Genomic DNA, 23,269 nt, shown 5'->3' with positions numbered 1-23,269 from the left:
TTTTACCAGCAAGTGCGGTTCAGACGCCGAACTCTGCGGGGTCCAGGTTCACGGCGCGGGCACAGTCGCGAATCTGGACCCGCTCGGACTCGTCGAAGTGGCCGTCGGCGCCGCCGATAATCATGCCGAGCTGAATGACGGCGCGGGCCTGGTCGGGCTTGCTGCGGAGCTTGCCGATGGCCTGCACGGCTTCCAGGCGCCCGAAATCGTAGTCGGCGCTGAGTTTGTCGCAGTATTTGTCGAAGCGGGTTTTGAGATCGGCAGGCTGAAACACCTTGAGGCTGTCGTTGCTGGCGATGAATCCGGCGACCTTGCGGCGCTCGTCGGCGCTGACCGAACCGTCGGCGGCGGCGATCAGGGCACACATGCTCATGGTCGCCTCGGCGAAATCGGCGGACTTGAAGCGCCCCACCTGGTCGCTCAGTCCCTGCGAGGCGGTGGACAGACTGTTCTTGAGATTGTCGAGGAAGCTCATGCCCCTACGGTATCACCCGGCTCATGAGGAGCGGTATCTGAACAGTGATTTTGCGGCTCACCAGCCCACCGGCCCTACGGCCCACCAAACCTACAGCCGCCGGAGCGCCTCAAGCGGGCCATGTTGCAAAATGCTGGCGCGGGCGGCCAGATAGGCCCCCCGGAAGCGTTCGTCCTGGCCGACCTCACCGAAGACGGCGGCCAGGTCGAGCAGGGCGCCGGGCGCCCCGGACTCGCGGCCCACCGCGTCCAGCAGACTCACGGCACGCTGCTCCTGAAGCTTGAACCGGCCCGCCGCCGCCGCCTCCAGGTACAGGCTGTAGGCGGCGATTACCATAGCGCTGCGCCCCACCTCGCCGCCGCTGGCCAGTTGCTCGCGCACCACCGGCAACAGGAATTTGGGCAGCCGGTCGGCGCCGTCGAAGGCCAGCCGCGCCAGGGTGTCCTGAATCGCCACGCTGGAAAAGCGGGTAATCAGCTCGCGGCGGTACTCGGCCAGGTCGATACCCGGCACGGGCCGCAGGGTGGGCGTGGCCTCGCGCTCCATGTAGGCCAGCAGAAAGTCGCTGATAGCCGGGTCATGGCAGGCTTCGTGGACGTAGCTGTAGCCCGCCAGCAGGCCGGGGTAGGCCATCGCCTGGTGCGCGGCGTTGAGCAGCCGCAGCTTCATCAGCTCGTAGGGCTCTACATCGTCCACGATCTGCACGCCCACCGTCTCCAGCGCCGGGCGGCCCAGAGTGAAGTGGTCTTCGAGCACCCACTGCACGAACGACTCGGCGATCACCGGCCACTCGTCTTGAATGCCGAAATCGCGCTCCAGGTCGCGTTTCATGTCCTCGCTGGTGCCGGGCGTGATGCGGTCGACCATCGAGTTGGGAAAGGCCACCTCGGCGGCGATCCACTCGCCCAGCGCCGGGTCTTTGAGGCGGGCGAAGGCGCTGAGCACCTTGTGGGTGACGTGCCCGTTGCCCTGGATGTTGTCGCACGACATGACGGTGAACGGGGGAATGCCCCGAACGCGGCGGCGGCGCAGCCCCTCGGTCAGGTAGCCGAAGACGGTCTGCGGCACGCTGCCAGCTTGCAGGTCGTGCGCCACGCCCGGCGTGCTGGGATCGAATTCCCCGGTGGCGTCGTTCAAGCTGTAGCCGCCCTCGGTGACGGTCAGCGAGACGATGCGGGTGCCGGGGTCGGCCAGTTTCTCGATGACGGCTTCGGGGTTCTGGGGCGCGAACAGATACTCGCTGATGGCGCCGATGACGCGGGCCTGAGCCTCACCGACCGGCGGCTTGCTGACCAGGGTGTAGAGGTGGTCCTGGGCAGCCAGCACGCCCCGCATGTGAGCGTCGGAGGGCAGCAGACCCACGCCGCAGATGGCCCACTCGCCGCCCTGACCGGTACTGAGCAGCCGGTCGATGTACATGGCCTGGTGCGAGCGGTGAAAGGCCCCGACGCCGATATGGACGATGCCGGTGGTGAGTGAGCCGGGGTCGTAGCTCGGCACCGGAACCGTCCGGGCGATCTGAGGCAACGCGGCAGTATTGAGCTTTGGCATACACTGATTCTGGCAGGAAATGAAGGCGGGTGTGCCATACGGCTTGACCGGGTTGCTTAGGATGATCTCGTGGCCATCTATACGGTGAGCTGCCTACAAGGTGAGCTGCACCGTCATGCTCGCCCGCGTCCGGCTGGCCTCGATCAGAACGGCGTTGCGCTGGTCTACGCCCCGCACCCAGGCGGCGGCCTCGGCAGGCGAGCGGCCATGCGCCTCGTGGCGGCGGATCAGGCGCTCCAGGCGGACCTCTTCGGGCAGCTCCAGAAACCACACCTCGTCGAGTGTCGCCCTGGCCCGCGCCCAGCCGCCTTCCAGCAGCAGGTAATTGCCCTCGGTCAGAATCAGCGGCACCTTCGCCGGGACCATGACCGCGCTGCCAATCGACTCCTCCAGGTCGCGGTTGAACACCGGGCCGTAGACATCCTCGCCCGCTTCGCGCCCCAGCCGCTCCAGCAGGGCCGCGTAGCCGCCCATGTCGAAGGTGTCGGGGGCACCCTTGCGCTCACGGCGACCCAGGCGCGTCAGTTCCTCGTTGGCCAGGTGAAAGCCGTCCATGCCGACCAGTGCGGCGTCCGGCCCCAGCTCGGTGAGCAGCGCCGCGCAGAGGGTCGATTTGCCCGCGCCCGGCGAGCCGGTGACGCCCAGGATGCGCCGAGAGCCCGGCACGATCAGCGAGCGGGCACGCTCCACTAGCTCGGCCAGCGTGGCCTGAATGCTGATGGGTCGGTTCGGAATGGGTTGGTTCGGATCGGGGGCGGTCATCGGGCATTCCAGCAGTCGGCAGGCATACGAGATTGTGCGCCGGATGTCTGCCGGTGGTCCATCCACCCATTCAACCCATTCAACACTTACGGCAATTCGTTGCCCGCAGCGGTGCTGATGGCGTACCACTCCTCGCGCGACAGCTCGACCTCGCTGGCCTTGCAGCAGTCGAGCAGGCGCTGAAGGTTCATGGTGCCGGTGATCGGCTGCATCTTGGCCGGGTGCCGCAGCAGCCAGGCGATGGCGATGGTCGTGTTGCTGACGGCGTGGCTGGCGGCCACCTCGTCGATTTTTTTGTTCAGCTCCGGAAACTTGGCATTGTTCAGAAACACGCCCTCGAAGAAGCCGAACTGAAAGGGCGACCAGGGCTGAATGGTGACGCTGTGCAGGCGGCAGTAATCCAGAATGCCGCCGTCACGGTCTACCGCCTTGTCGGTTTCCATATTGACGTAAAAGCCCCGCGTAATCATGGTGGCGTTGGTGATGCTGAGCTGGAGCTGGTTGGCCACCAGCGGCTGCCGGACATACTTTTTCAGCAACTCGATCTGGTTGGGCGTCTGGTTTGACACCCCGAAGTGCCGCACCTTGCCTTCTGCTTCGAGCTGGTCGAAGGCGGCGGCCACCTCTTCGGGCTCCACCAGCGCGTCGGGGCGGTGCAGCAGCAGGGCGTCGAGGTAATCGGTGCGCAGCCGTTTTAAAATACCGTCCACCGAGGCCAGGATGTGCTCCCTGGAAAAGTCGAAGCTGCCTTTGCGGATGCCGCACTTGGACTGCAAGATCAGTTTCTCGCGCACGCTGCTGCTCATGCCCACGGCGCCTGAAAAGATCTCCTCGCACTCCCCGTCGCCGTAGATGTCGGCGTGGTCGAAGAAGTTGGCTCCGGCGTCAAGGGCGGTATTCACGAAGGTTTCGGCGCCCGCCCTGTCCAGCGAGTTGAGGCGCATGGCGCCGATGGCGACGACGGGTACGTCGAGGGTGCTGCTGCCGAGTTTGATGGTCCGCATGATGGGTTCTCCTGAGTGCTGAGGGGGAGGTGTCGGGGCACAGGTTTACGATTCGCCCCAGGATAGGCGCCCGGAGAGGCCTGCGGCCCTTAGCCTGACGTTATGAATTGCTGCACCCGGCGCTGCTCACTGCGGCGCTGAACCTTCCAGCTCGGCGATCAAGGCGTCGCGGCTGGCCTGGAGCCCAGCGCTGAGGCTGACCCGGTAGGTGTGCGGGTTGAGCAGCCGGAGGGTGCCTTCCGGCAGGCGGGCGAGCTGATCCCTGGCCCGCGCCTGGATGGTCGGCAGGCTCTCCGGCGCTGCCACGCGCTGCCCGACGCTCACCACCACCTCGCGGGGATCATGCCAGCTCAGCCCGTCCGGCAGGCGACTGCGGCGCAGCGGGTTGGACGGATCACTGACGCGCTGGCCTGCTTGCGGCGCCGCCTCGCTGCTCAGCGCGATCACGTCCCAGACCTGCTGCCGGGCGGCGTCCACGCCGCGCCAGACCCGTTTTCGGCCCGGCAAGCTGGTCTTGGCGGGGTCGCCGGTCAGTTTCATGCGGGGGCGTCCGCCTAACTCAGCCAGTTTGTAAACGCCGCCCAGGGCGCCGCCGCCAGGCCCGCCTCCGGTCGCCAGTTGCGTGCCCACCGCGTAGATGTCGATGCGGCCTCCCTCGCGGATCACGCTCTGGATGACCTCTTCGGACAGGTCGTTGGACGCCATGATCCTGACCTCTGGAAAGCCCGCCGCGTCCAACGTGGCCCGGACCCGGCGCGACAGGTACGCCAGGTCTCCGGAATCGAGCCGCACGGCCCGCAGTTCGTGCCCGGTAGCCCGCAGCTCACCCGCTACGGTGATGGCGTTGGGCAGGCCGCTCTCCAGGGTGTTGACGGTATCGAGCAGCAGCGTGGTGGCGTCGGGGTAGAGCTGCGCGTAGGCCCGGAAGGCGCTGAGTTCATCGGGGAAGCTCTCGACCCAGGCGTGGGCGTGGGTGCCGACCACCCTGAGCCCGTAGCGCTGCCCGGCCAGCACGTTGCTGGTGGCGCTGGCCCCGCCGATATAGGCGGCCCGCGAGGCGCTCAGGGCACCGTCCGGACCCTGGGCGCGGCGGGCACCGAACTCGATCAGCGCGGCGCCCTGCGTGACTGAAGCGCAGCGGGCGGCCTTGCTGGCGATCAGCGTCTGGAAATTCAGCGTGTTGAGCAGCGCGGTCTCGATCAGTTGCGCTTCCCACAGCGGGGCCGCGACGCTCAGCAGCGGCTCGTGCGCGAAGACCACCGAGCCTTCCGCGAAGGCCTCGACCTGCCCGGTAAAGCGCCACTTTGAAAGCGCCGCCAGGAATTCCGGCTCGAAGAGCTTCAGGCTCTCCAGGTACGCCAGCGAATCGGCGTCGAAACGCAGTTCGGTCAGGTAGTCCAGCGCGTTCTCCAGACCTGCCCAGACGGCGTAGCCACCACCGTAGGGTGGGCGCCGGAAATACAGGTCGAACACAGCGAGCTGCTTGTGCATGCCGCACGTCCAGTAGCCGTGCAGCATGGTGAGCTGGTAGAGGTCGGTCAGCAGGGGCGAGAGGTGAATCGGTACAGGGGTATCGGGAGTGGTCATCTTGCCTTTAGCATCGGGGATAAGGCGGGAGTTTGCATGCAGTTCCTGGCCTGGCGTTCATGGCAAACTTTCACCATGACCACCCAGCTTTCTGAACCAGTCGGGCCGGTTCTCAGCGCCATTCAGACCCGGATCATCGCCGAACTCGGCGTACAGCCCAGCATCGACGCTGCCGGGGAAGTGCGGCGGCGCACCGATTTTCTCAAGGCGTACCTGCGGACCACACCGGCAGGCGGCCTGGTGCTGGGCGTCTCCGGTGGCCAGGATTCCAGCCTGACCGGGCGGCTATGTGCGCTGGCGGTGGCGGAACTCAATGCCGAACTGGGCGGTCCCTACACCTTCGTCGCCGTGCGGCTGCCCTACCACGTCCAGGCCGACGAGGCCGACGCGCAACTGGCCCTGGAGTTCATCGGGGCGATGGAGACCCTGACGCTGAATATCGGCCCCGTCACCGACGCCGCCGCGACCAGCGTGCAGGAGGCACACGGGGCGCCGCTCAGCGACTTTGTGCGCGGCAACCTCAAGGCCCGGCAGCGGATGGCCCTTCAGTACGCCCTGGCCGGTCAGCGTGGCCTGCTGGTGGTGGGCACCGATCACGCCGCCGAGGCGCTCACCGGCTTCTACACCAAGTACGGCGACGGCGGCGTGGACCTGACCCCGCTGGTCGGCCTGAACAAGCGCCAGGGCCGGGCGCTGCTGGAACACCTGGGCGCCCCGGAGCGCCTGTACCTCAAGACCCCCACCGCCGACCTCGAAGACGACCGCCCCGGCCTGAGTGACGAGGTGGCGCTGGGCGTGACCTACGAGCAGATCGACGATTACCTGGAAGGAAAAGTGGTGCCGGGCGGCGCCTCGGCCATCATCGAGCGCTGGTATAGCGCGACGCGGCACAAGCGGGTGATGCCGGTCAGCCCGCTCGACGGGTGGTGGCGCTGAGGCTGGGCCAGCGCCCGATCAAGATAAACCCGGTCACGATAAAGAGGGTGGGGGCGTCCGTCAGTTGAGGTCTACTCTGATCTGGGCGGCGGTTCAATGTGTCGATTCAGCTCGTCAGGTCAACTCGTCAGCGGATTGCCCTTCTCAGGATCTACACCGTAGCGTTCCATAGCCCGGACAACGGTCTCCGGCTCCAGCTTGCCCTGGTCGCGCAGCGCCCCCAGCGCGGTTATGACGATGAAATGGGCGTCGATCTCGAAAAATTCGCGCAGCGTGGCCCGCCGGTCACTGCGCCCGAAACCGTCGGTGCCCAGCGTCAGGTAGTCGGCCTTGAGGTAGGGCCGGATCATGTCGGGCACGGCCCGCTGGTAATCGGTGGCGGCGATGATGGGTGCGTCTGAAATTGCGGAGTCCGGACTGTTCAGGCACTCGGTGACATATGGGATCTGCTGGACGCCGCCGGGATGCAGCCGGTTGCGGCGCTCAGCCTCCATGCCGCCGCGCCGCAGCTCCCCGAAACTGGTGACGCTCCAGACCTCGGACCCGACGTTCCAGTCGCTCAGGAGCAGCTCGGCGGCCCTCAGCACTTCCAGCAGGATGGTGCCGCTGCCCAGCAGGCGCACCAGTGGGCCAGGCGCTACCAGTGGGCCAGCCGCTACCAGTGGGCCAGCCGCTGCGGCGCTCGCCTGAAGCCGGTACATGCCGCGCACGATGCCCTCTTCAGCGCCCTGGGGCATGGCCGGGTGGGTGTAGTTCTGGTTCATCAGGGTGACGTAGTAGTAGCCGTCGCGGTCTTCGGCCAGCATCTCGGTCATGCCCCGGTGGATGATGACCGCCAGTTCGTAGGCGAAGGCCGGGTCGTAGGCGCGGCAGGTGGGCACCGTCGAGGCCAGCACCAGGCTGTGCCCGTCCTGATGTTGCAGGCCCTCGCCCGACAGGGTGGTGCGCCCGGCGGTTGCGCCCATCAGAAAGCCCCTGGCGCGGGCGTCGGCGGCGGCCCAGGCCAGGTCACCGACGCGCTGGAAGCCGAACATCGAGTAGAAGGTGTAAAACGGCAACATCGCCAGGCCGTGCGTGCTGTAGGCGGTGGCGGCGGCCATCCAGGACGCGAAGGCCCCGTCCTCGTTGATGCCTTCCTGCAACACCTGACCGCGCTGGTCCTCGCGGTAGTAGAGCAGTTGATCGGCGTCTTCCGGGCGGTACTGCTGACCGCCGGGCGCGTAGATGCCGAACTGCCGGAACAGGGCGTTCATGCCGAAGGTGCGGGCCTCGTCGGGAATCATCGGCACGACGCGGGGGCCGAGCGCGGCGTCCTTGAGCAGCGTGGTCAGAATCTGGTTGAAGGCCATGGTGGTCGAAACTTCGCGCTCCTGGCTGCCCTGCACCGAGCGCAGCAGCGCCTCCCGGCTGGGCAGCTCGACGCGGGCGGCGTGGCTGCGCCGAGCAGGCAGCGCGCCGCCCAGCGCCTGCCTGCGCTCACGCAGGTAGCGCATCTCCGGCGCGTCTTCCGGCGGGCGGTAAAACTCGAAGTTCTGCAACTGCCGGTCCGTCAGCGGCAGGCCGAAGCGCTCCCGAACGCCCCGGAGCTGCTCCAGGTCCAGTTTCTTCTGCTGGTGGGCGGTGTTCTTGCCCTCCCCGGCGCTGCCCAAGCCGTAGCCCTTGACGGTCAGCGCCAGGATCACCACCGGCTGAGTGGCGACGGTGGCGCGGGCGTAGGCGGCGTGGAGTTTTTGCGGGTCGTGGCCGCCGCGCCGCAGGTCCTGAATCTCGGCGTCGCTGAGGTGCTGAACCAGCCGCAGCAGTTCGGGGTCGGAGCCGAAGAACTGCTCACGCCCGTAGGCCCCGTCTTTGGCTTTATAGCTCTGGTACTCACCGTCGAGGGTCTGGTTCATGCGCTCCAGAATCAGCTCCTGGGGATCGGCGGCAAACAGCGCGTCCCAGTTCGAGCCCCACAGCACCTTGATGGTCTCCCAGCCCGCCGCCCCGAAGACCGCCTCCAGCTCCTGCACGATGCTGCCGTTGCCGCGCACCGGGCCGTCTAAGCGTTGCAGGTTGCAGTTGACCACCCAGATCAGGTTGTCCAGGCCCTCGCGGCTGGCGACCCCCAGTGCGCCGCGCGCCTCGGCCTCGTCCATCTCGCCGTCACCGACAAAGCACCAGACCTTGCGGTCACTCGCAGGCAGCAGGCCGCGCCCCTCCAGGTATTTCATGAACCGCGCCTGGTAGATGGCCTGAATCGGCCCCAGGCCCATCGAGCCGGTGGGAAACGACCAGAAATCGGGCATCAGCCAGGGGTGCGGGTAGCTGGGCAGCCCCTGTCCGCCGACCTCGCGGCGGTAGTTCAGCAGTTGCGCTTCGCTCAGGCGGCCCTCCAGAAAGGCCCGTGCGTACAGGCCCGGCGCGGCGTGCGGCTGATAGAACACCAGATCGCCCGTCGGCGCACCGGCCACTGAGCCGCCCACCGGGCCGTCTACTGAGCTGTCTGCTGGGCCGTCTGCTGGGCCGCCCGCTGACCCGGCCCGCAAGAAGTGGTTGAAGGCCACCTCGTACAGCTCGGCGGCGCTGGCGAAGGTGGCCAGGTGCCCGCCCAGTTCGCTCGACTCCTGGTTGGCCCGCATCACCATCGCCATGGCGTTCCAGCGCACGGCGGCGGACAGCTTCGCCTCGGTGCCCAGGTCGCCGGGGTAGTCGGGCTGCTCCTGTGGCGCGATGGTGTTCTGCATCGGCGTGTTGTAGCGCCAGCGCAGCGGCAACCGTTCCTGGCTGGCCCGCCGCAGCAGTTCATCGAGCAGCCGGGCGGCGCGTGCTGGCCCGCCGCGCCTGAGCACCCCCTCGAAGCTCTCCAGCCAGTCCGCCGTCTCGGCGGGGTCGGGGTCGTGTCCGGGCGTGGGCCACAGCGACGTGGAGATCATGAGCGCTGCAAGGCTGCGCCGGTAAAGTCCGCCGTGCCAATAAAAGCCGCCGCGCCGGTTAAGTCCGTGCCACACACCGTTTTCGTCTGCCTGGACACGCCTGCCTTCCGTTCGAGTCGCATACGCACAACGTAGCAGAGTGGAGCTGATTTCCGATTGCAACAATGCCGGTTTATCGCCCAGAATTGCAATGAAAGTGCAGATCGTTCATCATCATGCAACAGTATGCCACTTTCCCTCGACGCCACGGACCGGGCCATCTTGCAGGCGCTGCAACGCGGCGGCAACCTGCCGAACACCGAGCTGGCCGACGAACTCGGTCTGACGCCCTCGACCTGTCTGCGGCGCGTCAAACGGCTGGAAGACAGCGGCCTGATCGCCGGGTACGTGATGCTGCTCGACCCCGACCTGGCGGGCATCGGGGCGACGGTGTACGTGTCGATCAAGTTGAAAAACCAGTTGAATGCCAGCGTCACCGAGTTCGAGCAGGAAATTCTGGATATTCCCGAAGTGCTCGAATGCCACCTGGTGCTGGGCCAGACCGATTACATCCTCAAGCTGGCGGTGCGCGACCTGGAGCACTACCGCGAGCTGATGCTGGGGCGGCTGACGCAGATTCCGAGCGTGGCGACCATCGAGTCGATGATGTCGCTCAAGCGCGTCAAATCCACCACGGTGCTGCCGCTGCTGGCGACCTGAGTACCGCGTTCTGGGCGTTGTGCAGCGAATGAGTGGTCACCCTGAACGCAGTGAAGGCTCTGACGTGGCCGGGGACCTTGCCCGTCAGCCAAAGAAGGCCCTGTCACGCTCGCTACGTGCGCTGGGACGCCGGGAGATGCCTTCGGCAAGCTCAGCATGACAACCTGCTCGTGTTGGCATCCTGAGCGCGGCGTTGTGCAAGCCTGTCTGCGACTCTCTGCGCGAGCTGCACTAGAGCAGATGTCATAAAAAGACCCTTTTTATGACCGAGCGGAGCGAGTGGTTTTGACTGAGCAAGGCGCAGAATGGAGGCGCGGGGAGGCTGTTTTCCCCGTGGCGTAATTCGGAGTACTGCTCTAGTTCCGCAGGGGGCGAGGGTGATGGAATGCCCAGAACGCCGTGCTGAACGGTTGTTTGCGCTCGTTAAATCTCATTGCCCGGCCAGTTCTCCAGCAGCGCCCGGACGCCCTGGGCGTGGTCGGCGAAGAAGGTCTCCGGGTGGGTTTGTGCCAGCTCCAGCGGCAGCCAGTGGGCGCCGGGCCGGACAGGTAAACGGGACGCCAGCCTGAACAGGGTCGCCCGCGTCTGCCAGTCCAGGCCGGGCACGCGCTGCGGGGCGTCCAGCAACCGGGAGCGCAGGGGTTGGAGGTCGCCTGGATCAGCGCCTGGCACGAGTTGAAGGGCTCGCTCCACCGAAGCGGCTTCCGGCAGGCTCCACAGGCCCAGACCGGGGCGCTCCCAGCGCGGGTACAGCAGCATCTGGTCGCCGAACACGAGCAGCGCCGCCGCCGAGCGAATCGGCCCCGTGTTTGCTGGGTACAGGTGGGCGAGGTGCTGAGTAGCATATTGGTCCGCCAGCAGCTCATTGAAGGCGTCCGTTCGCGCAAACGCCAGCAGTCCGGCCAGCACCGCCGGGGTCACGCCTTGCCCGACCTGTGCCCAGTCGCGGCGGAACATCGCCTTGCGGATGGCCGTCGCGTTGGTGTCGAGGGTGACTTGCAGCTCCAGCGTCTGCCAGCCGGGAAAGAGCTTCAGATAAAAGCTGCTGGCGTCCTTGTCGAATCCGGCCAGAAGCGCCTGTTCGGCGTTCACCGCTCGCTGCACCAGGTCCACCCACAGCGGCAGGTTGTAGAGCACGTCCGGCACGGATTCAAAGCGAATTCGGTCAGGGTCGATATTCTCGGAGCGCAGCATCTCGGCGATCAAGGCCCGGCGTTCGGCGTCCAGCAGTGGATTGCGAGTGGTCCGGGCGCTGTGGGCGCTGCCCAGCACGATGACCAGTTCGCCCGCAAGTTCTAGCGCCTGCTGCATCAGCGCCAGGTGCGCCCGGTGCGGCGGTTGAAAACGTCCGATCAGCACGGCGGGGCGCGGCATCCGGGGAGTCTAGCGCAGTGGCGCGGTCTGCCGAGCGGGAGGGTGAGGGCGTGCTGACCGCGCCAGGACGACATCTGCCTCACTGCACGGCAAACACCTGCACGCCCAGGGCGCCCAGCGTGCCGCTCAGTTGCCCGGCGTTCAGGCGCAGGTCGCTGGCACTGAACAGGGGCCGCAGCCGCTTGGTGCCGGGCAGGGCCAGGCGAAGCGGCTGCGGCTGCGAGGAGCTGTTGAGCACCATCAGGTACGAGGCTCCGGCGCCGCTGTACTGCACGGCCCGGATCGACGGCGCGTCGCCTGTAGGCTGCCACTCCCGCCGAACGCCGCTCAGCAGGCTGGGTGCCATTCGGCTCAGGCGGCTGCGCAGCGCCAGGGCGGCGATCACCCACACCAGTGTGAAACTCGGCCAGCCCGGTTCCAGTTGCAGCGCGGTGGCCAGGGCGCCCAGCAGCAGGGCGCTGAGGCTGTCGACTGCCGAGACCGGGAAGGCCGGGGCGGCGGCGCGGCCCAGCCGTGGAGCACGCCAGGTGGTCATTCGCCGCCGCACCTGGCCCGGCTAGATACCAAATGGTCGGTGCCGTCACGGTTCAGGTCGCGTTCAGATACAGGGAAATCACACGGCGGTCTCATCCTGCTCACGCTAATGTCTGGATCGTCTGGGGGCCATTGCGCCGCTGTTGAGACGGTCCTCATGACTCCGAAAGGTTCAGTCAACTGACCGGCAGTCTTTGCCCGACCTTTACTCGATCTAGCTTTCTCATACTGATTGACTTTCTAAATCGGTTGACATAAACTACCGCATATGACCAACGCCACTGTTTCAACCGCCACTGGTTCGACCGTCACTGGTTCAACCAATGCCACTGTCTCTGCTCGCAGCGCCACCGACCTCAGCACCAGCGAGGCCATCAACACCCGCGTCACTATTCGCAAGTTCGTGCAGGAGCCGATTGACCAGAATGACCTGCGCGAGATTCTGGAACTGGCCAGCCGCGCCCCCAGCGCCTGGAACGCCCAGACCTGGCGCTTCGCCGTGGTCCAGAACCCGGAGATCAAGGCCAGGCTTCAGGAGGCCGCCTACGGCCAGCCCCAGGTCGGCAGTGCGCCCGCCGTGATCGTGGTCTACAGCGACATGGAAGACGTCCTGGCCACCGCCGAGGAGACCGCTCACCCCGGTATGGGCGATGAGGGCCGCGCCACCCAGCGCCAGACCTTCGACAGGGTGTTCGGCGGTCAGCCGGTGGCCGTGCGCGGCCAGTGGGGACTGGCCCAGGCCAACATCGCCTTCGCCTTTCTGATGCTGGCGGCGCGTGGCAAGGGCTACGACACCTCGCCGATGCTGGGTTTTGATCCCCAGAAGGTGCGCGACCTGTTGGGCCTGCCGGAGCACGTCCAGTTCGCCGGGCTGCTGCCGATCGGCAAACGCGACGAGCCGGGCTTCCCCCAGCACCGCCACGCCACCGAGCGCCTCGTCAAGTTCTACTGACCTGCATCTGGTCTTGAGGTCCGCTGAGATGAAGGTCAGCGCCCAATCTGCAACTCCAGACACGGCGTATGGTGGACACATGACGCACTTTCTAACAGGGCGACTGTGCCCAAAAGCTCAGTGCCCAGAAGCTCAGTGCCCAAAAGCTCAGTGCCCAAGGGGTCTGTGCCCAAAGGCTCAGTCTTGACTACCTGGCCTGTTAAGGAGGGCGTCTTCGAGCTGGGCGACCTCACTGCCGAGCGGGGCGGCACCATCCACGGTGCCCGGCTGGCCTGGCAGACGCACGGGACGCTCAACGCCGATAAAAGCAACGTCATCGTCTACCCGACCAGTTACACCGCCACCCACGACGCCCAGAGCTGGCTGATCGGTCCGGACGGCATTCTGGACCCGCAGCGGTGGTTTATCGTCATTCCCGACATGTTCTCGAACGGGCTGTCGTCGGGGGCGGCCAACACGCCGGGGTATCCGGGGCTCGTCACGGTGCGCGACAACGTGCTGGCGCAGGCCCGGCTGCTGCAAGAGGTCTGGGGCATCCAGAGTGTGGCCGCCGCCTACGGCTTTTCGATGGGCGCCATGCAGGCCTACCACTGGGCCGCCCTGTTTCCGGAGCGGGTCCAGCGGGCCATCATCGTCTGCGGCAGCGCCCGCACCGCCCTGCACAACCAAGTCTTTCTGTCGGGTCTGCTGCGCACCCTGGAAGCCGCGCCGGAATACCTGGGCAACGGCCAGTTCAGCGCCGAGCCGTTGCTGGCGCTCAGGGCTTTCGGTCACATCTACGCGGGCTGGGGACTCAGCCAGGACTTCTACCGTGCCGAGCTGTTCAAAACGGTGCTGGGCGCCCCCGACCTGGACACCTACCTCAAGACCGACTGGGAAGCCGGGTTCGCCGATCTCAGGGCCGCCGACCTCTACGCCCAGGCGCTGACCTGGCAAAGTGGTGACCTCAGCGCGGGGGACCTCTACGGCGGCGACCTGCCGCGTGCGCTGGCGGCCATCCAGGCGCGGGTGCTGCTGCTGCCGGGCGAAACCGACCTGTATTTCCGGGTCGCCGACAACGCCGCCGAGCTGCCGTATCTACGCTCCGGCGAGCTGCGGCCCATTCCCGGCGTCTGGGGCCACCGGGCAGGCAGTCCGGCGGGCCTGCCGGACGAGCTGGCGTTCCTGAAGGCGGCGGTGCGCCAGTGGCTGGAGAACTGAGGCGGGCCGATTGAGGCTGAATTACCGGGGCTGAATTGCTGAGGCTGGCTCACTGATCGTCCGGGTTCTGGTGCAGCTCCATCAGGAAGTCGTAACGGTCACCCCGGTAGTGGGCGAAGGCCATTTCAATCGGCGTGCCCGCCGCATTCCACGACACCCGTTCGGTCATCAGCAGCGCGGCGCCAATCTCGGTGTCCAGCAGCGCGGCGTACTCGGCGTCGGCGTTGACGGCCCGCAGGTGGCGCAGCGCCCGCACGGGCGACAACTGGCGAGCGGCCAGCAGCGCGTACAGGCTCTGGTCGGTCAGGCCCTCGCTGGAGAGCTCGCCCACCCGCTCGAAGGGCAGCACGCTCGACTCGACGGCCAGCGGCGAGCCGTCGGCGGTGCGCAGGCGACGAATCCGGTAGACCTGGCTGCTGGCGCCCAGGTTCAGCAGCATGGCTTCCTGGGGCGTGGCCAACTTCAGCGCGAAATCCAGAATGCGGGCGCCGGGTTTCAGGCCACGGGCGTGCATATCGTCGCTGAAACTGGTCAGCGTGCCCAGCGGGTGCTCAATGCGGTGAGATTGGGTCGCTTGCTCCGGGCTGGGCAGAATGAACGTGCCGCTGCCGCGCCGCCGCTCCAGCAGACGCTGCTCGGTCAGCAGCGAGAGCGCTTGCCGCAGCGTGACCCGCGAGACGCCGAGCTGCGCGGCCAGGTCGCGCTCACTGGGAAGTGCCGTGCCGACGGGCGCCCCACCGGAATGCAGCCAGCGCCGCAGCTCCTGGGCCACCTGCACATACATCGGCGTGCTGGCCCCCGGATCGAGTCTCAGCGCCAGCGACAGTGGTTTCTGCGCCAGCGGCAGGGTGTCGGAGACGGTGCTCAAGGAGTCTGCCTTGATGACTGCGCTAATTCTGACGCCCCCGCTGCCAGCGCGGCCCGCAGACTGCCGCCGACCCGGCTGAGCACCGCCAGCGCCGCTGCCGCGTCCAGATTCAGCCGCAGCATCACGACGGCGACCTTGACCTGATTTCTGGCCGCCGCCAGCGCCCGCTCGGCTTCGGGCTGCGCGGCGCCGCTGGCGAGCATGGTCAGGCTCAGGGCACGCAGTCGCAGCTTGGCGTTGGTGGCCTGTACATCGACCATCAGGTTGCCGTAGACCTTGCCCAGCCGGACCATCACGGCGCTCGAAAAGGTATTGAGCGTGATCTTCTGGGCGGTTCCGGCTTTCAGGCGGGTGCTGCCGCCGATGACCTCCGCGCCGGTATCGAGCGCCAGGGCCACCGTGACGCGCTGCATCAGGGCGCTGCCAGGGTTGTTGCTGACGCCGATGCTCAGGGCGCCCAGCGTATTGGCGTAGTCAGTCGCGCCCAGCACATACGGCGTGGTGCCGCTGGCCGCCAGCGCGATCAGCACGTCGTCCGGGCTAAAATCGGCTTCTCTCAGATCGGCCTCGCCCGCCGCGCAGTCGTCCTCGGCGCCTTCCACGGCGCGGAACATGGCGCCCGGCCCGCCCGCGATCAGCGTGACCAGCCGCTCAGGCGGCCAGGCGAAGGTCGGCAGCAGCTCCACCCCGTCCAGCACGCCCAGCCGCCCGGAGGTTCCGGCGCCCAGGTAGACCAGTCGGCCACCCCGCTTCAGGCAAGCTACCGCCCGCTCGACGGCCTCGGCGATGAGTGGAGCCACCGCCTGCACCGCCCTCAAGGCGCCCGCCTGGTCGTCCATCAGCGCCGTGACCAGTTCAGGCGTACCGAGCAGGTCCAGGTCGGCGTGCTGTCTGCTGGGCTGCTCGGTGGCGAGTCGAGTGGTGTTCGGTGGCTTGAGGTCTGGCAGATCACGGGTCATGGCGCCGCCTGCCTTGGTCTGAAGCCAAGATGCGGTGCGCCCAGCACGGGGGCGACAGGGGCGAGCTGAACGACATCGGGCAGCGCGGCGGTGAAGGCGCCCCGCACGAGCGGATTGGCCGCGCCGCCCGCCAGGACCAGCGGCAGACCGGGTGGGCAGCGGCGCAGCAGTGTGGACGCCAGCCGGGCCAACGCCTGTCCAGCTTGCCGCATCACGTCCTGGGCCTGCGCATCGCCCGCCAGCGCCGCCCGGTGGACGGCTGGAGCCAGATTTGCCACGGTCCCGCGCCCGCCGCCGTAGACCCAGCTTCGCAGCTCAGGCCAGCTCGGCGAACCGGTGAGGGCGGTCAGCTCGTCGGCCAGCGGACCGGAGAAAACCTGCCCCGCATCCTGAGCGGCCAGCACGATTCTCAACGCTTCCCGCCCCTGCCAGAAGGCCCCGCCCTCGTCACCGAGCAAGAAGCCGTGGCCGCCTGCCCGCAGCACCTCGCCGCCCGGTGTGCGGTGATAGGCGATACTTCCGGTTCCGGCGTAGACCAGCACGCCCTCGCCCGATCCGAACTGCGCGGCGTAGGCCAGCTCCATATCGTCGGTGACGCGGATACTGGAGGCTGGGATGTTGAAGATGTCGGCGAGGACCGCCTGCAAGACCTCAGCGCCACCCACTTGCAGCCCGCTGATTCCGGCGACAATGCCCGTCACAGCGGTAAGTCGTTCATCCAGCACAAGCGGTTCCAGCACGGCCCGCACCGCTCCGGCGTCCAGATTATGGCCGGTCAACGCCTCCAGCCGCCCTTGCCGCACGACCTCAGCGCCGTCGAACAAGGCCCATTTGGTGCCGCTGCCGCCACCGTCCAGACCGAGCAGTAAGCCAGGCATCACAGCCTCGTCTGGGTGTCAGCCGCGTCGCGCAGGGCGTCGCCGAAGAAATTGAAGGCCAGGATGGTGATGACCAGAAACAAGCCCGGCAACAGCAGCCAGGGGTAGAGGTTGAGCGTCTGGAAGCCCTCGCGGCGGGCGTCAGCCAGCAGCAGGCCCCAGCTCGTCATCGGCTCCTTGATGCCCAGGCCCAGAAAGCTCAGCGCACTCTCGCCCAATACGAAGCCGGGCAGCGCCAGCGTGGCGGTCACCAGCAGAAACGAGCTGAGGTTGGGCGTGATGTGCCGCAGGATGATCCGCAGGTCGCGTGCCCCGATGGCCTGCGCCGCCGAGACGTAATCGAGCGAGCGCAGCGTCAGCACCTGCCCGCGCAGCACCCGCGCCAGACCCGCCCAGCCGATCAACGCCAGCACCGCCACGATGCCCAGGTAGACCCAGGTGCTCGGCCATCTGGGGGGAATCAGGGTGCTCAGCGCCAGCAGAATCGGCAGGCGGGGGAAGCTCAGCAGCACCTCGATCAGCCGCTGGATCAGGGTATCGGTCAGGCCGCCGTAGTAGCCGCTGATTCCGCCCATCAGGATACCGATGGCGAAGGAGATAACCACCCCGATCAGGCCCACCGTGAGGCTGACCTGGCCGCCGACCAGTGTGCGCGAGAGCAGATCGCGGCCCAGTTGGTCGGTGCCGAAGGGAAAGTAGAAGACCTGGGGCGAGCCGCCCTGCGCCAGCGGCACGCCGAACAGATGCAGGTCGCTTTGGAGGCCGAAGAAACGGTACGGCTCGCCGCGCACGAGCAGGCGCACCGGAAGTTGTACGCTGGGGTCGTCCACCGACTTGCGGGCAAAGGTCACCGGGTCGCGCGACTCCCTGGTGCCGTAGACGAAGGGCCAGCTCAGGCCGCCCTTGCCCACCAGATGCAGCCTGCTCGGCGGCTGGTACTCGTGTCCCTGGTGCTGGGTGGTGATGCTGTACGGCGACAGGAATCCGGCGAACAGGGCGGTGAGGTATAGCGCCGCCAGCACCCAGCCGCCCAGCACGCCCAGCCTTGACTTGCGGTAGCGCCGCCAGGCCATCGAGAGCGTGCTGGCCGACTTCGCCTCCGGGGCCGCGAGGGTGGTCATGTGGTACCCCACAGGAAGTGGGGAGTGGGGAGTGGGAAGTGGGAAAAGATCGAGGGTTGTTCCCACTTCCCACTTCCCCCCGCCCACTTCCCGACGACAACACCTACCTTCCAGCTCGTCACGAGTACCTCACTCTGGGGTCGGCCCAGGCCAGCGCGATGTCGGCCAGCAGGTTGCCGAGCAGCAGCAGCGCGGCGCTGAACATCAGCAGGGTCAGGGCCATGTACTGATCCTTGTTGACCAGGCTGTCGTAGAGCAGCGGCCCGATGGTCGGCAGGTTCAGTACGATGCTGATGATGATGGTGCCCGAAATCAGCGTCGGCAGGCTCAGCCCGGCCAGGCTGATGAGCGGGTTGATGGCGTTGCGAACCGCGTGGCGCCAGATCACCCGGCGCTGCGGCGCCCCCTTGGCCCGCGCCGTGCGCACGTAATCCTGCCCCAGCACGTCGAGCATCGAGGCCCGCATCTGGCGCATCAACCCGGCCACGCCCTCCAGGCCCACCGCCACCACCGGAATCCACAGGTGATTCAGCAGGTCCAAAACGCGTGCCCACGACCACGGCGCGTCGATATACTTCGGGCTGAACAACCCGCCCACGTTGGTGCCACCAAGCCGCAACACCACCGCCACGATCAGCAGCGCCGCCAGAAAATCGGGAATCGCCAGGCCCAGATACCCCAGAACGCCGATCACCTGGGACGAGGCGCTGTGCCGGTTGAAGGCCGTGTAGATGCCCAGCGGCACGGCGATCACCCAGCTCAGCAGCAGGGTCAGCAGCGCGATGAAGACCGTCCAGCCCAGCAGTTCGCCGATGACGGTCACCACCGGGCGGTTTTGCAAAAAGGAATAGCCGAAATCAAAGCGCGTCAGCACGCCGCCCAGCCAGTGGAAATACTGCGCTACCGGCGGCTGGTCGAGCCCCAGTTGACGGCTGATGGCCGCCGCCGTCTCGCGGGTAAAGCGCGGGTCTTCCAGGTACTGATCGGTGAAGCTGCCCGGCTGCAACTTGATGACCAGAAAACACACGGCGCTGATGACCAGCAGCGTGGGCAACATGCCCAGCACGCGCCGGAGGATGAAACTCAACACGGTGGGGGGGAGTGGGAAGTGGGGAGTAGGGAGTGGGAACAGCGAGGATCTGGGGGCATGACGCAACCTTTCTGGTACGGCGTGAGGTCTATGAAAGGAGGGGTGGAGGATAGGCAGGCAGTGGGAAGCCGTTCCCCACTACCCGCCGCCCACTCCCCACTTCCCTCTTTTACTTCTGGTAAATCAGAGGCACCGGGTTGTAACCGGGAATCACGCCGAGGTTGTAGACATAGTTGCCGTACTTGTTGGACACGGCGCCGATGTTCTCCGGCTTGAGCAGCGGGATGACCGGCAGGTTGTGGGCGAACAGCAGTTGCCACCTCGTATACAGGGCCTTGCGCTGGGCGCGGTCCGGGGTGACGGCAGCGGTTTCGAAGATGCTGTAGATCTCCTTTTCCCAGGGGAACATCTTGGCGATATTGGGTGCGGCGCCGTCTGTAGCGCTTTGGAGCGAGCGGTGCCAGTAGTACAGCGCCCCGCCCGGCTGCCAGATCGGGCGGCGCAGCTCAGGGTCGGGCTGGTCGCCGAAGGCGTGCAGGATCATCTCGAAGTTGCCGCTCAGGCCGGTGGAGAGCAGGTTCTTGACCAGGATGCCCTGTAAGTTGACCTTGATGCCCACCGCCTTGAAGTCGTTCTGGATGATGGTGGCGATGGCCGGATAGACGCTCGAATCGGTGCCGTAGGTCAGGCTGATCTCCAGATCCTTGCCGCCGGGCAGGTTGCGCACGCCGTTGCCGTCGGTGTCCTTGAGACCCAGCGCGTCGAGCGCCGCGCCCGCCGCTGCCAGGTCAAAACTGCCGAGCGAGCCCTTGGTGTTGACGTAGAACTCCTTGTTGGCAGGCGCCACGCCGTGACCCGGCAGCCCGGCCAGGCCGTTGTAGACGGTCTCGATCAGGCGGTTGCGGTTGAGCGCTGACTGCGCCGCCACCCTGAATTTCAGGTTGCTGAAGAGCTTGGCGAGCGCGGCGTCCTTGGCGTCGAAGTTGAAGGCCACGAACGGCGGCGAACCGAACAGCGCCGTGCTGCGCACCACCTTGAAGGGCGCCCCGGCGACTTCCTTTTGCTTGAGATCGGGAAACTGGGCGCCGGTGATGTTGAGCTGGTCCACGTTTCCGGCCAGAAACTGCGCCACCTGGGCCTGTGGGTCGCGGATAATCAGGAAATCCAGCGTGTCGAGGTACGGCAACTTGGTGCCCTTGGCGTCCACCTTCCACGAGTTGGGGTTGCGGACCAGGCTGACCTTCTGCCCGGCGGTGTAGCTGTTGAGCTTGAACGGCCCGGTGCCGACCACCTCGGCGGGCGCGACGTTGGTGGGCCAGGCGTTGTTGAGGTCCGCCGCCTTGGCGCCGCCCTCGACGCTGAATTTGATCAGTTTGTGCTTGGGCATAATGAAATTGCGCATCTGGAGCAGGAAGGCGGGCGTGGGCTTTTGCAGCGTCACCCTGACGGTGTTTTTATCGACGGCCTCGAAGTTGACCTTCTTGCCGTTCTGGGTAAAGGTGGCGGCGTCTCCGGCCCGCGCTTCGGGATTCTCGATGATCTGCTCGTAGGTGAACACCACGTCGTCGGCGGTGAACGGCTCGCCGTCGCTCCACTTGACCCCCTGGCGGAGCTTGAAGGTATAGGTCTTGCCGTCAGCAGAGACGGTCCAGCTTTCGGCCAGGGCGGGTTCGAGCTTGTAGGTGGCGTAGTTGAACTCGACCAGACCGTCGAAGAGTTGCTGCGAGATCAGCCCCAGGTTGTTGTCGATGGCGCCGTAATAGTTCAGGCTCTGCGGGCTGTCACCCAGGATCAGCGTTGCCCCTCCGCCGGTCTTGCCCGCCGTGACGCCCAGCGATTCGTAGCCGCTGACCTTCTTGGGCGCCGCACTGGCACTCAGGCTCAGGGCCAGGGTCGAGCAGACGAGGGCGCTCAGGGCCGATTTCTGGCGGGCGGGCAATCTGATTGGGCGCATCAAAACCTCCGGGGTAGGAACGAATAGGGCGAGGCCGCAGCGCAGATGCACGGCGGGCAAAACGAGTGCCAGTAGAAGCAGGCACCTTTTGAAACGGTCTTGACCCGAACCATACCACTTTAAGGCCAATTATGCACCTGGGTCGCCGGAGTCCGTATCAGTCAATGTGCCACCCGGCAGCCAGCGCGTTGCCCACCGCCCGGCGCAGCGGCCCCAGGTTGGACATGCGGCGCCGCGAGGGATGGACGTTGTTGGTCAGCAGCGCCCAGGCGGAGCCGCGTCCGAAATCTATCCAGCAGCCGGTGCCGGTAAAGCCGGTGTGGCCGAGGGTCTGCGGGCTGCACAGGCTGCCGCCGCTCCAGCCGGGATGTCTCCGCTCCCAGCCGAGGGCACGGGTGGGAGTATGAGGGGCACGCAGTTCCGCCTGTGCGGCTGAGCTGAGCGCCGATCCGTCCAGCAAGCCCTGAGCGGCGCCCAGCACGCCCCGTAGCGTGCCGAACAGCCCGGCGTGACCGGCAGGCCCGCCCAGCGCGGAGGCTTTCTCGTCGTGGACCTCGCCGCGCAGCAGGCGGCCCCGCCACTCGCACTGCTCGGTGGAGACGGAAAGCTCAGGGGGCGGTGTGAAGGTCAATCCCGGTGTCAGTGGGCGTGCGCTCAGGGCCTCGCCGCGCAGCCGCTCGATCACCACGCCCAGCAGCAGGTAGCCCAGATCGGAATAGACGTTCTCGCCCAGCTCCCAGGGCTCACTCAGCAGCCGCTGCCTGATGGCGTCCGGAGTGCTCTCCCATAGGTGCAGCGGCGCCGAGGCGGGCAGCCCGGCGGTGTGGCTCAGAAGCTGGCGCAGCGTGCGAGACGCCAGTTCGGTCTGAGGATTCAGCTCCGGCAGCGTCAGGCTCAGCGGGTCGTCGAGATCAGCCAGGCCGTCTTCGACCAGCCGCAGCATTTCAGGTACAGTGAACAGCACCTTGGTCAGACTCGCCAGGTCGAACCAGGCGTTCAGGTCCAGCTCGCGCCGCTCCGGTTCGCGCTCGGCCAGTCCCCAGACGCGCATGACGGGCGCTTCCCCGGCCCGGATCAGGCCCAGCGCGGCGCCGGGAATCTGGCCCGCAGCGACGGCTCGTTGCACCAGCTCAGTCGCCCGCTTGATATCAGTTCGCCCGGTCACGGCGCCTTCCGGTAAGGCCGACTCAGTTTCCCGGCGATCACCGCGTGCCGCGCCCCGGTGGTGCCGGGCAGCGTGTTGGGCCAGCCCTGGTAGGCGTAGTAGCCCAGCACCGCGAAGGCCGCCGCCTCCCGCGCCGAGGAGTTCCAGCCGCGCTCCTCGAAGGTGCTCACCGGAATGGGCGCCAGGCCGCCCCGAATCAGCGCCATCAGCAGCGTGTTGAAGGCGCCGCCGCCCGCCACCAGCACCTCATCCAGATCACGCGGAATGACGTGTCGCCGGTAAGCGTCCACGATGGTTTGGGCGCTGAAGGCCGTGACGGTGGCGGCCAGATCGCTCAGGTTCATGCCTGCGGGCACACCCGGCATCAGCGGCAGGGTCCAGCGTTCGCGCCCGGTGGACTTGGGGGGCGGCAAGCTGAAATACGGATCGCTCAGCCAGGACTCGACCAGCGCGGTGTCGACCTGTCCAGCGGCAGCCAGCCGCCCGCCCTCGTCGAAGTGTGGCCCGTCGTAGGCTTGCCCGGCGAGCTGGGCCACCTCGTCGATCAGGGCGTTGGCGGGGCCGGTGTCGAAGGCCAGCACGCCGTCAGGGTCCAGGCCCGGCAGGTAGGTCAGGTTGCTGACGCCGCCCAGATTATGCACCGAGCGGCGCACCCCGGCCTCGGCGTAGATGATCCGGTCCGCGAACGGCACCAGCGGCGCGGCCTGGCCCCCGGCGATCAGATCGGCGGGCCGGAAGTCGGCGATGACCGGTTTGCCGGTGGCCTCGGCGATGCAGGCGGCCTCCCCGATCTGAAAAGTGGCCCTGGTCCGCCCGCCGGTCAGCTCACCCAGTCTGTGCTCACCCAATCTGTGCTCACCCAGTCTGTGCTCACCTAGTCTGGGCAGGTGGTAGACGGTCTGGCCGTGACTGGCGATCAGGTCGGCGCCCCCGGACAGCTCGGCGGCGGCCTCTGCCAGCGCCTCGCCCAGCTTAAAATGCAGCTCAGCCAGCTCGCTGACCCGCAGCTCATCGCGGCAGGCCCGCAGCAGCTCGCGGCGCAGCTCAGCGGCGAACGGCGTCTGGACGTGCTCCAGAATGCTGACGCGGGGCACGGGACCGGCCAATCCCAAACCGTTCAGTGGGGGAGGCGACCCCCTTTCGCCCAGGCCAGGCCAGCCGGGCAATTCGGTCAGCACGGCGTCGATGCCGTCCAGGCTGGTGCCGGTCATCAGACCCAGGATTCTGGGCGCACGGGGGCTCATGCGC

Annotated in this window: 20 protein-coding genes; 4 read left to right on the top strand and 16 right to left on the bottom strand. The window is 67.0% G+C overall.

From position 1 onward, the window contains the following. Positions 1-19: 19 nt before the first annotated feature. From Q0R23_RS10800 to Q0R23_RS10780, 5 genes are all read right to left on the bottom strand, one after another. Positions 20-475: a tellurite resistance TerB family protein gene (locus tag Q0R23_RS10800; RefSeq protein WP_293912935.1), complete on the bottom strand. Its 456-nt coding sequence runs from the start codon at positions 473-475 to the stop codon at positions 20-22. A gap of 90 nt (positions 476-565) precedes the next feature. Continuing rightward, a complete protein-coding gene (locus tag Q0R23_RS10795; RefSeq protein ID WP_293912933.1) occupies positions 566-2,026 on the bottom strand; it encodes a mannitol dehydrogenase family protein in 1,461 nt (486 codons plus the stop codon). Between the two features lie 93 nt (positions 2,027-2,119). Then, on the bottom strand, positions 2,120-2,788 hold the full coding sequence (locus Q0R23_RS10790; protein WP_293912931.1) for a nucleoside/nucleotide kinase family protein: 669 nt from the start codon (positions 2,786-2,788) through the stop codon (positions 2,120-2,122). Positions 2,789-2,874: 86 nt separating this feature from the next. Further along, positions 2,875-3,792, bottom strand: a complete 918-nt coding sequence (locus Q0R23_RS10785; RefSeq protein WP_293912929.1) for an aldo/keto reductase — start codon at positions 3,790-3,792, stop codon at positions 2,875-2,877. Positions 3,793-3,918: 126 nt separating this feature from the next. Beyond that, positions 3,919-5,379 (bottom strand): nicotinate phosphoribosyltransferase, encoded by a 1,461-nt coding sequence (locus Q0R23_RS10780; protein WP_293912927.1) that lies wholly within the window; start codon positions 5,377-5,379, stop codon positions 3,919-3,921. A 75-nt stretch (positions 5,380-5,454) separates the two neighbouring features. On the opposite strand from Q0R23_RS10780, the gene nadE reads away from it, so the two are divergent. Then, positions 5,455-6,315, top strand: coding sequence for an ammonia-dependent NAD(+) synthetase (nadE, locus tag Q0R23_RS10775; protein WP_293912925.1), 861 nt, complete (start codon positions 5,455-5,457; stop codon positions 6,313-6,315). A gap of 119 nt (positions 6,316-6,434) precedes the next feature. On the opposite strand, the gene aceE is transcribed toward nadE, so the two are convergent. Then, positions 6,435-9,227: a pyruvate dehydrogenase (acetyl-transferring), homodimeric type gene (gene aceE, locus Q0R23_RS10770; RefSeq protein WP_293912923.1), complete on the bottom strand. Its 2,793-nt coding sequence runs from the start codon at positions 9,225-9,227 to the stop codon at positions 6,435-6,437. A gap of 225 nt (positions 9,228-9,452) precedes the next feature. On the opposite strand from aceE, the gene Q0R23_RS10765 reads away from it, so the two are divergent. After that, positions 9,453-9,926, top strand: coding sequence for an Lrp/AsnC family transcriptional regulator (locus Q0R23_RS10765; RefSeq protein WP_293912921.1), 474 nt, complete (start codon positions 9,453-9,455; stop codon positions 9,924-9,926). A gap of 423 nt (positions 9,927-10,349) precedes the next feature. Here Q0R23_RS10765 and Q0R23_RS10760 read toward each other — a convergent pair whose 3' ends face one another. Together Q0R23_RS10760 and Q0R23_RS10755 are read right to left on the bottom strand one after the other, a co-directional pair. Beyond that, the gene (locus Q0R23_RS10760; protein WP_293912919.1) at positions 10,350-11,300 is read right to left on the bottom strand and encodes an adenylyltransferase/cytidyltransferase family protein; all 951 of its coding nucleotides are present in this window, start codon (positions 11,298-11,300) and stop codon (positions 10,350-10,352) included. 79 nt (positions 11,301-11,379) lie between these two features. After that, positions 11,380-11,835, bottom strand: a complete 456-nt coding sequence (locus tag Q0R23_RS10755) for a hypothetical protein (protein WP_293912917.1) — start codon at positions 11,833-11,835, stop codon at positions 11,380-11,382. 267 nt (positions 11,836-12,102) lie between these two features. Here Q0R23_RS10755 and Q0R23_RS10750 point away from each other — a divergent pair, with 267 nt between their 5' ends. Both Q0R23_RS10750 and Q0R23_RS10745 read left to right on the top strand, forming a co-directional pair. Beyond that, the gene (locus Q0R23_RS10750) at positions 12,103-12,786 is read left to right on the top strand and encodes a nitroreductase family protein (RefSeq protein ID WP_293912915.1); all 684 of its coding nucleotides are present in this window, start codon (positions 12,103-12,105) and stop codon (positions 12,784-12,786) included. Between the two features lie 183 nt (positions 12,787-12,969). Then, the gene (locus Q0R23_RS10745; protein WP_293912913.1) at positions 12,970-13,986 is read left to right on the top strand and encodes an alpha/beta fold hydrolase; all 1,017 of its coding nucleotides are present in this window, start codon (positions 12,970-12,972) and stop codon (positions 13,984-13,986) included. Between the two features lie 49 nt (positions 13,987-14,035). On the opposite strand, the gene Q0R23_RS10740 is transcribed toward Q0R23_RS10745, so the two are convergent. The 8 genes from Q0R23_RS10740 to Q0R23_RS10705 form a co-directional block, all read right to left on the bottom strand. Continuing rightward, positions 14,036-14,854, bottom strand: coding sequence for a GntR family transcriptional regulator (locus Q0R23_RS10740; protein WP_293912911.1), 819 nt, complete (start codon positions 14,852-14,854; stop codon positions 14,036-14,038). Next, positions 14,851-15,813 (bottom strand): N-acetylmuramic acid 6-phosphate etherase, encoded by a 963-nt coding sequence (gene murQ / locus Q0R23_RS10735; RefSeq protein ID WP_293912909.1) that lies wholly within the window; start codon positions 15,811-15,813, stop codon positions 14,851-14,853. The genes Q0R23_RS10740 and murQ overlap by 4 nt, the downstream gene beginning before the upstream one ends. Continuing rightward, positions 15,810-16,691 (bottom strand): BadF/BadG/BcrA/BcrD ATPase family protein, encoded by an 882-nt coding sequence (locus Q0R23_RS10730; protein WP_293912907.1) that lies wholly within the window; start codon positions 16,689-16,691, stop codon positions 15,810-15,812. Before Q0R23_RS10730 ends, murQ begins: the two co-directional genes overlap by 4 nt. Next, a complete protein-coding gene (locus Q0R23_RS10725; protein ID WP_293912905.1) occupies positions 16,691-17,812 on the bottom strand; it encodes an ABC transporter permease in 1,122 nt (373 codons plus the stop codon). The genes Q0R23_RS10730 and Q0R23_RS10725 overlap by 1 nt, the downstream gene beginning before the upstream one ends. Positions 17,813-17,930: 118 nt before the next feature. Beyond that, positions 17,931-18,902 (bottom strand): ABC transporter permease, encoded by a 972-nt coding sequence (locus Q0R23_RS10720; RefSeq protein WP_293912903.1) that lies wholly within the window; start codon positions 18,900-18,902, stop codon positions 17,931-17,933. A 169-nt stretch (positions 18,903-19,071) separates the two neighbouring features. After that, positions 19,072-20,856 carry an ABC transporter substrate-binding protein gene (locus tag Q0R23_RS10715; RefSeq protein WP_293912902.1) on the bottom strand — a complete coding sequence of 595 codons (1,785 nt, stop codon included), beginning with the start codon at positions 20,854-20,856 and terminating at the stop codon, positions 19,072-19,074. Between the two features lie 157 nt (positions 20,857-21,013). Further along, positions 21,014-22,021, bottom strand: a complete 1,008-nt coding sequence (locus tag Q0R23_RS10710; protein ID WP_293912900.1) for a serine hydrolase domain-containing protein — start codon at positions 22,019-22,021, stop codon at positions 21,014-21,016. Beyond that, positions 22,018-23,265 carry an anhydro-N-acetylmuramic acid kinase gene (locus tag Q0R23_RS10705; protein ID WP_293912945.1) on the bottom strand — a complete coding sequence of 416 codons (1,248 nt, stop codon included), beginning with the start codon at positions 23,263-23,265 and terminating at the stop codon, positions 22,018-22,020. Before Q0R23_RS10705 ends, Q0R23_RS10710 begins: the two co-directional genes overlap by 4 nt. Positions 23,266-23,269 lie beyond the last annotated feature (4 nt).

Origin of the sequence: Deinococcus sp., from assembly GCF_025362455.1 — a bacterium.
GTDB lineage: Bacteria > Deinococcota > Deinococci > Deinococcales > Deinococcaceae > Deinococcus.
This window is presented reverse-complemented; position numbering and strand designations above follow the sequence as displayed.

What these genes read in the sequence shown, in the direction of transcription:
- Q0R23_RS10800 (WP_293912935.1), bottom strand. Translation starts at nt 475, where the DNA reads ATGAGCTTCCTCGACAATCTCAAGAACAGTCTGTCCACCGCCTCGCAG.
- Q0R23_RS10795 (WP_293912933.1), bottom strand. Translation starts at nt 2,026, where the DNA reads ATGCCAAAGCTCAATACTGCCGCGTTGCCTCAGATCGCCCGGACGGTT.
- Q0R23_RS10790 (WP_293912931.1), bottom strand. Translation starts at nt 2,788, where the DNA reads ATGACCGCCCCCGATCCGAACCAACCCATTCCGAACCGACCCATCAGC.
- Q0R23_RS10785 (WP_293912929.1), bottom strand. Translation starts at nt 3,792, where the DNA reads ATGCGGACCATCAAACTCGGCAGCAGCACCCTCGACGTACCCGTCGTC.
- Q0R23_RS10780 (WP_293912927.1), bottom strand. Translation starts at nt 5,379, where the DNA reads ATGACCACTCCCGATACCCCTGTACCGATTCACCTCTCGCCCCTGCTG.
- nadE (WP_293912925.1), top strand. Translation starts at nt 5,455, where the DNA reads ATGACCACCCAGCTTTCTGAACCAGTCGGGCCGGTTCTCAGCGCCATT.
- aceE (WP_293912923.1), bottom strand. Translation starts at nt 9,227, where the DNA reads ATGATCTCCACGTCGCTGTGGCCCACGCCCGGACACGACCCCGACCCC.
- Q0R23_RS10765 (WP_293912921.1), top strand. Translation starts at nt 9,453, where the DNA reads ATGCCACTTTCCCTCGACGCCACGGACCGGGCCATCTTGCAGGCGCTG.
- Q0R23_RS10760 (WP_293912919.1), bottom strand. Translation starts at nt 11,300, where the DNA reads ATGCCGCGCCCCGCCGTGCTGATCGGACGTTTTCAACCGCCGCACCGG.
- Q0R23_RS10755 (WP_293912917.1), bottom strand. Translation starts at nt 11,835, where the DNA reads ATGACCACCTGGCGTGCTCCACGGCTGGGCCGCGCCGCCGCCCCGGCC.
- Q0R23_RS10750 (WP_293912915.1), top strand. Translation starts at nt 12,103, where the DNA reads ATGACCAACGCCACTGTTTCAACCGCCACTGGTTCGACCGTCACTGGT.
- murQ (WP_293912909.1), bottom strand. Translation starts at nt 15,813, where the DNA reads ATGACCCGTGATCTGCCAGACCTCAAGCCACCGAACACCACTCGACTC.
- Q0R23_RS10730 (WP_293912907.1), bottom strand. Translation starts at nt 16,691, where the DNA reads ATGCCTGGCTTACTGCTCGGTCTGGACGGTGGCGGCAGCGGCACCAAA.
- Q0R23_RS10725 (WP_293912905.1), bottom strand. Translation starts at nt 17,812, where the DNA reads ATGACCACCCTCGCGGCCCCGGAGGCGAAGTCGGCCAGCACGCTCTCG.
- Q0R23_RS10715 (WP_293912902.1), bottom strand. Translation starts at nt 20,856, where the DNA reads ATGCGCCCAATCAGATTGCCCGCCCGCCAGAAATCGGCCCTGAGCGCC.
- Q0R23_RS10705 (WP_293912945.1), bottom strand. Translation starts at nt 23,265, where the DNA reads ATGAGCCCCCGTGCGCCCAGAATCCTGGGTCTGATGACCGGCACCAGC.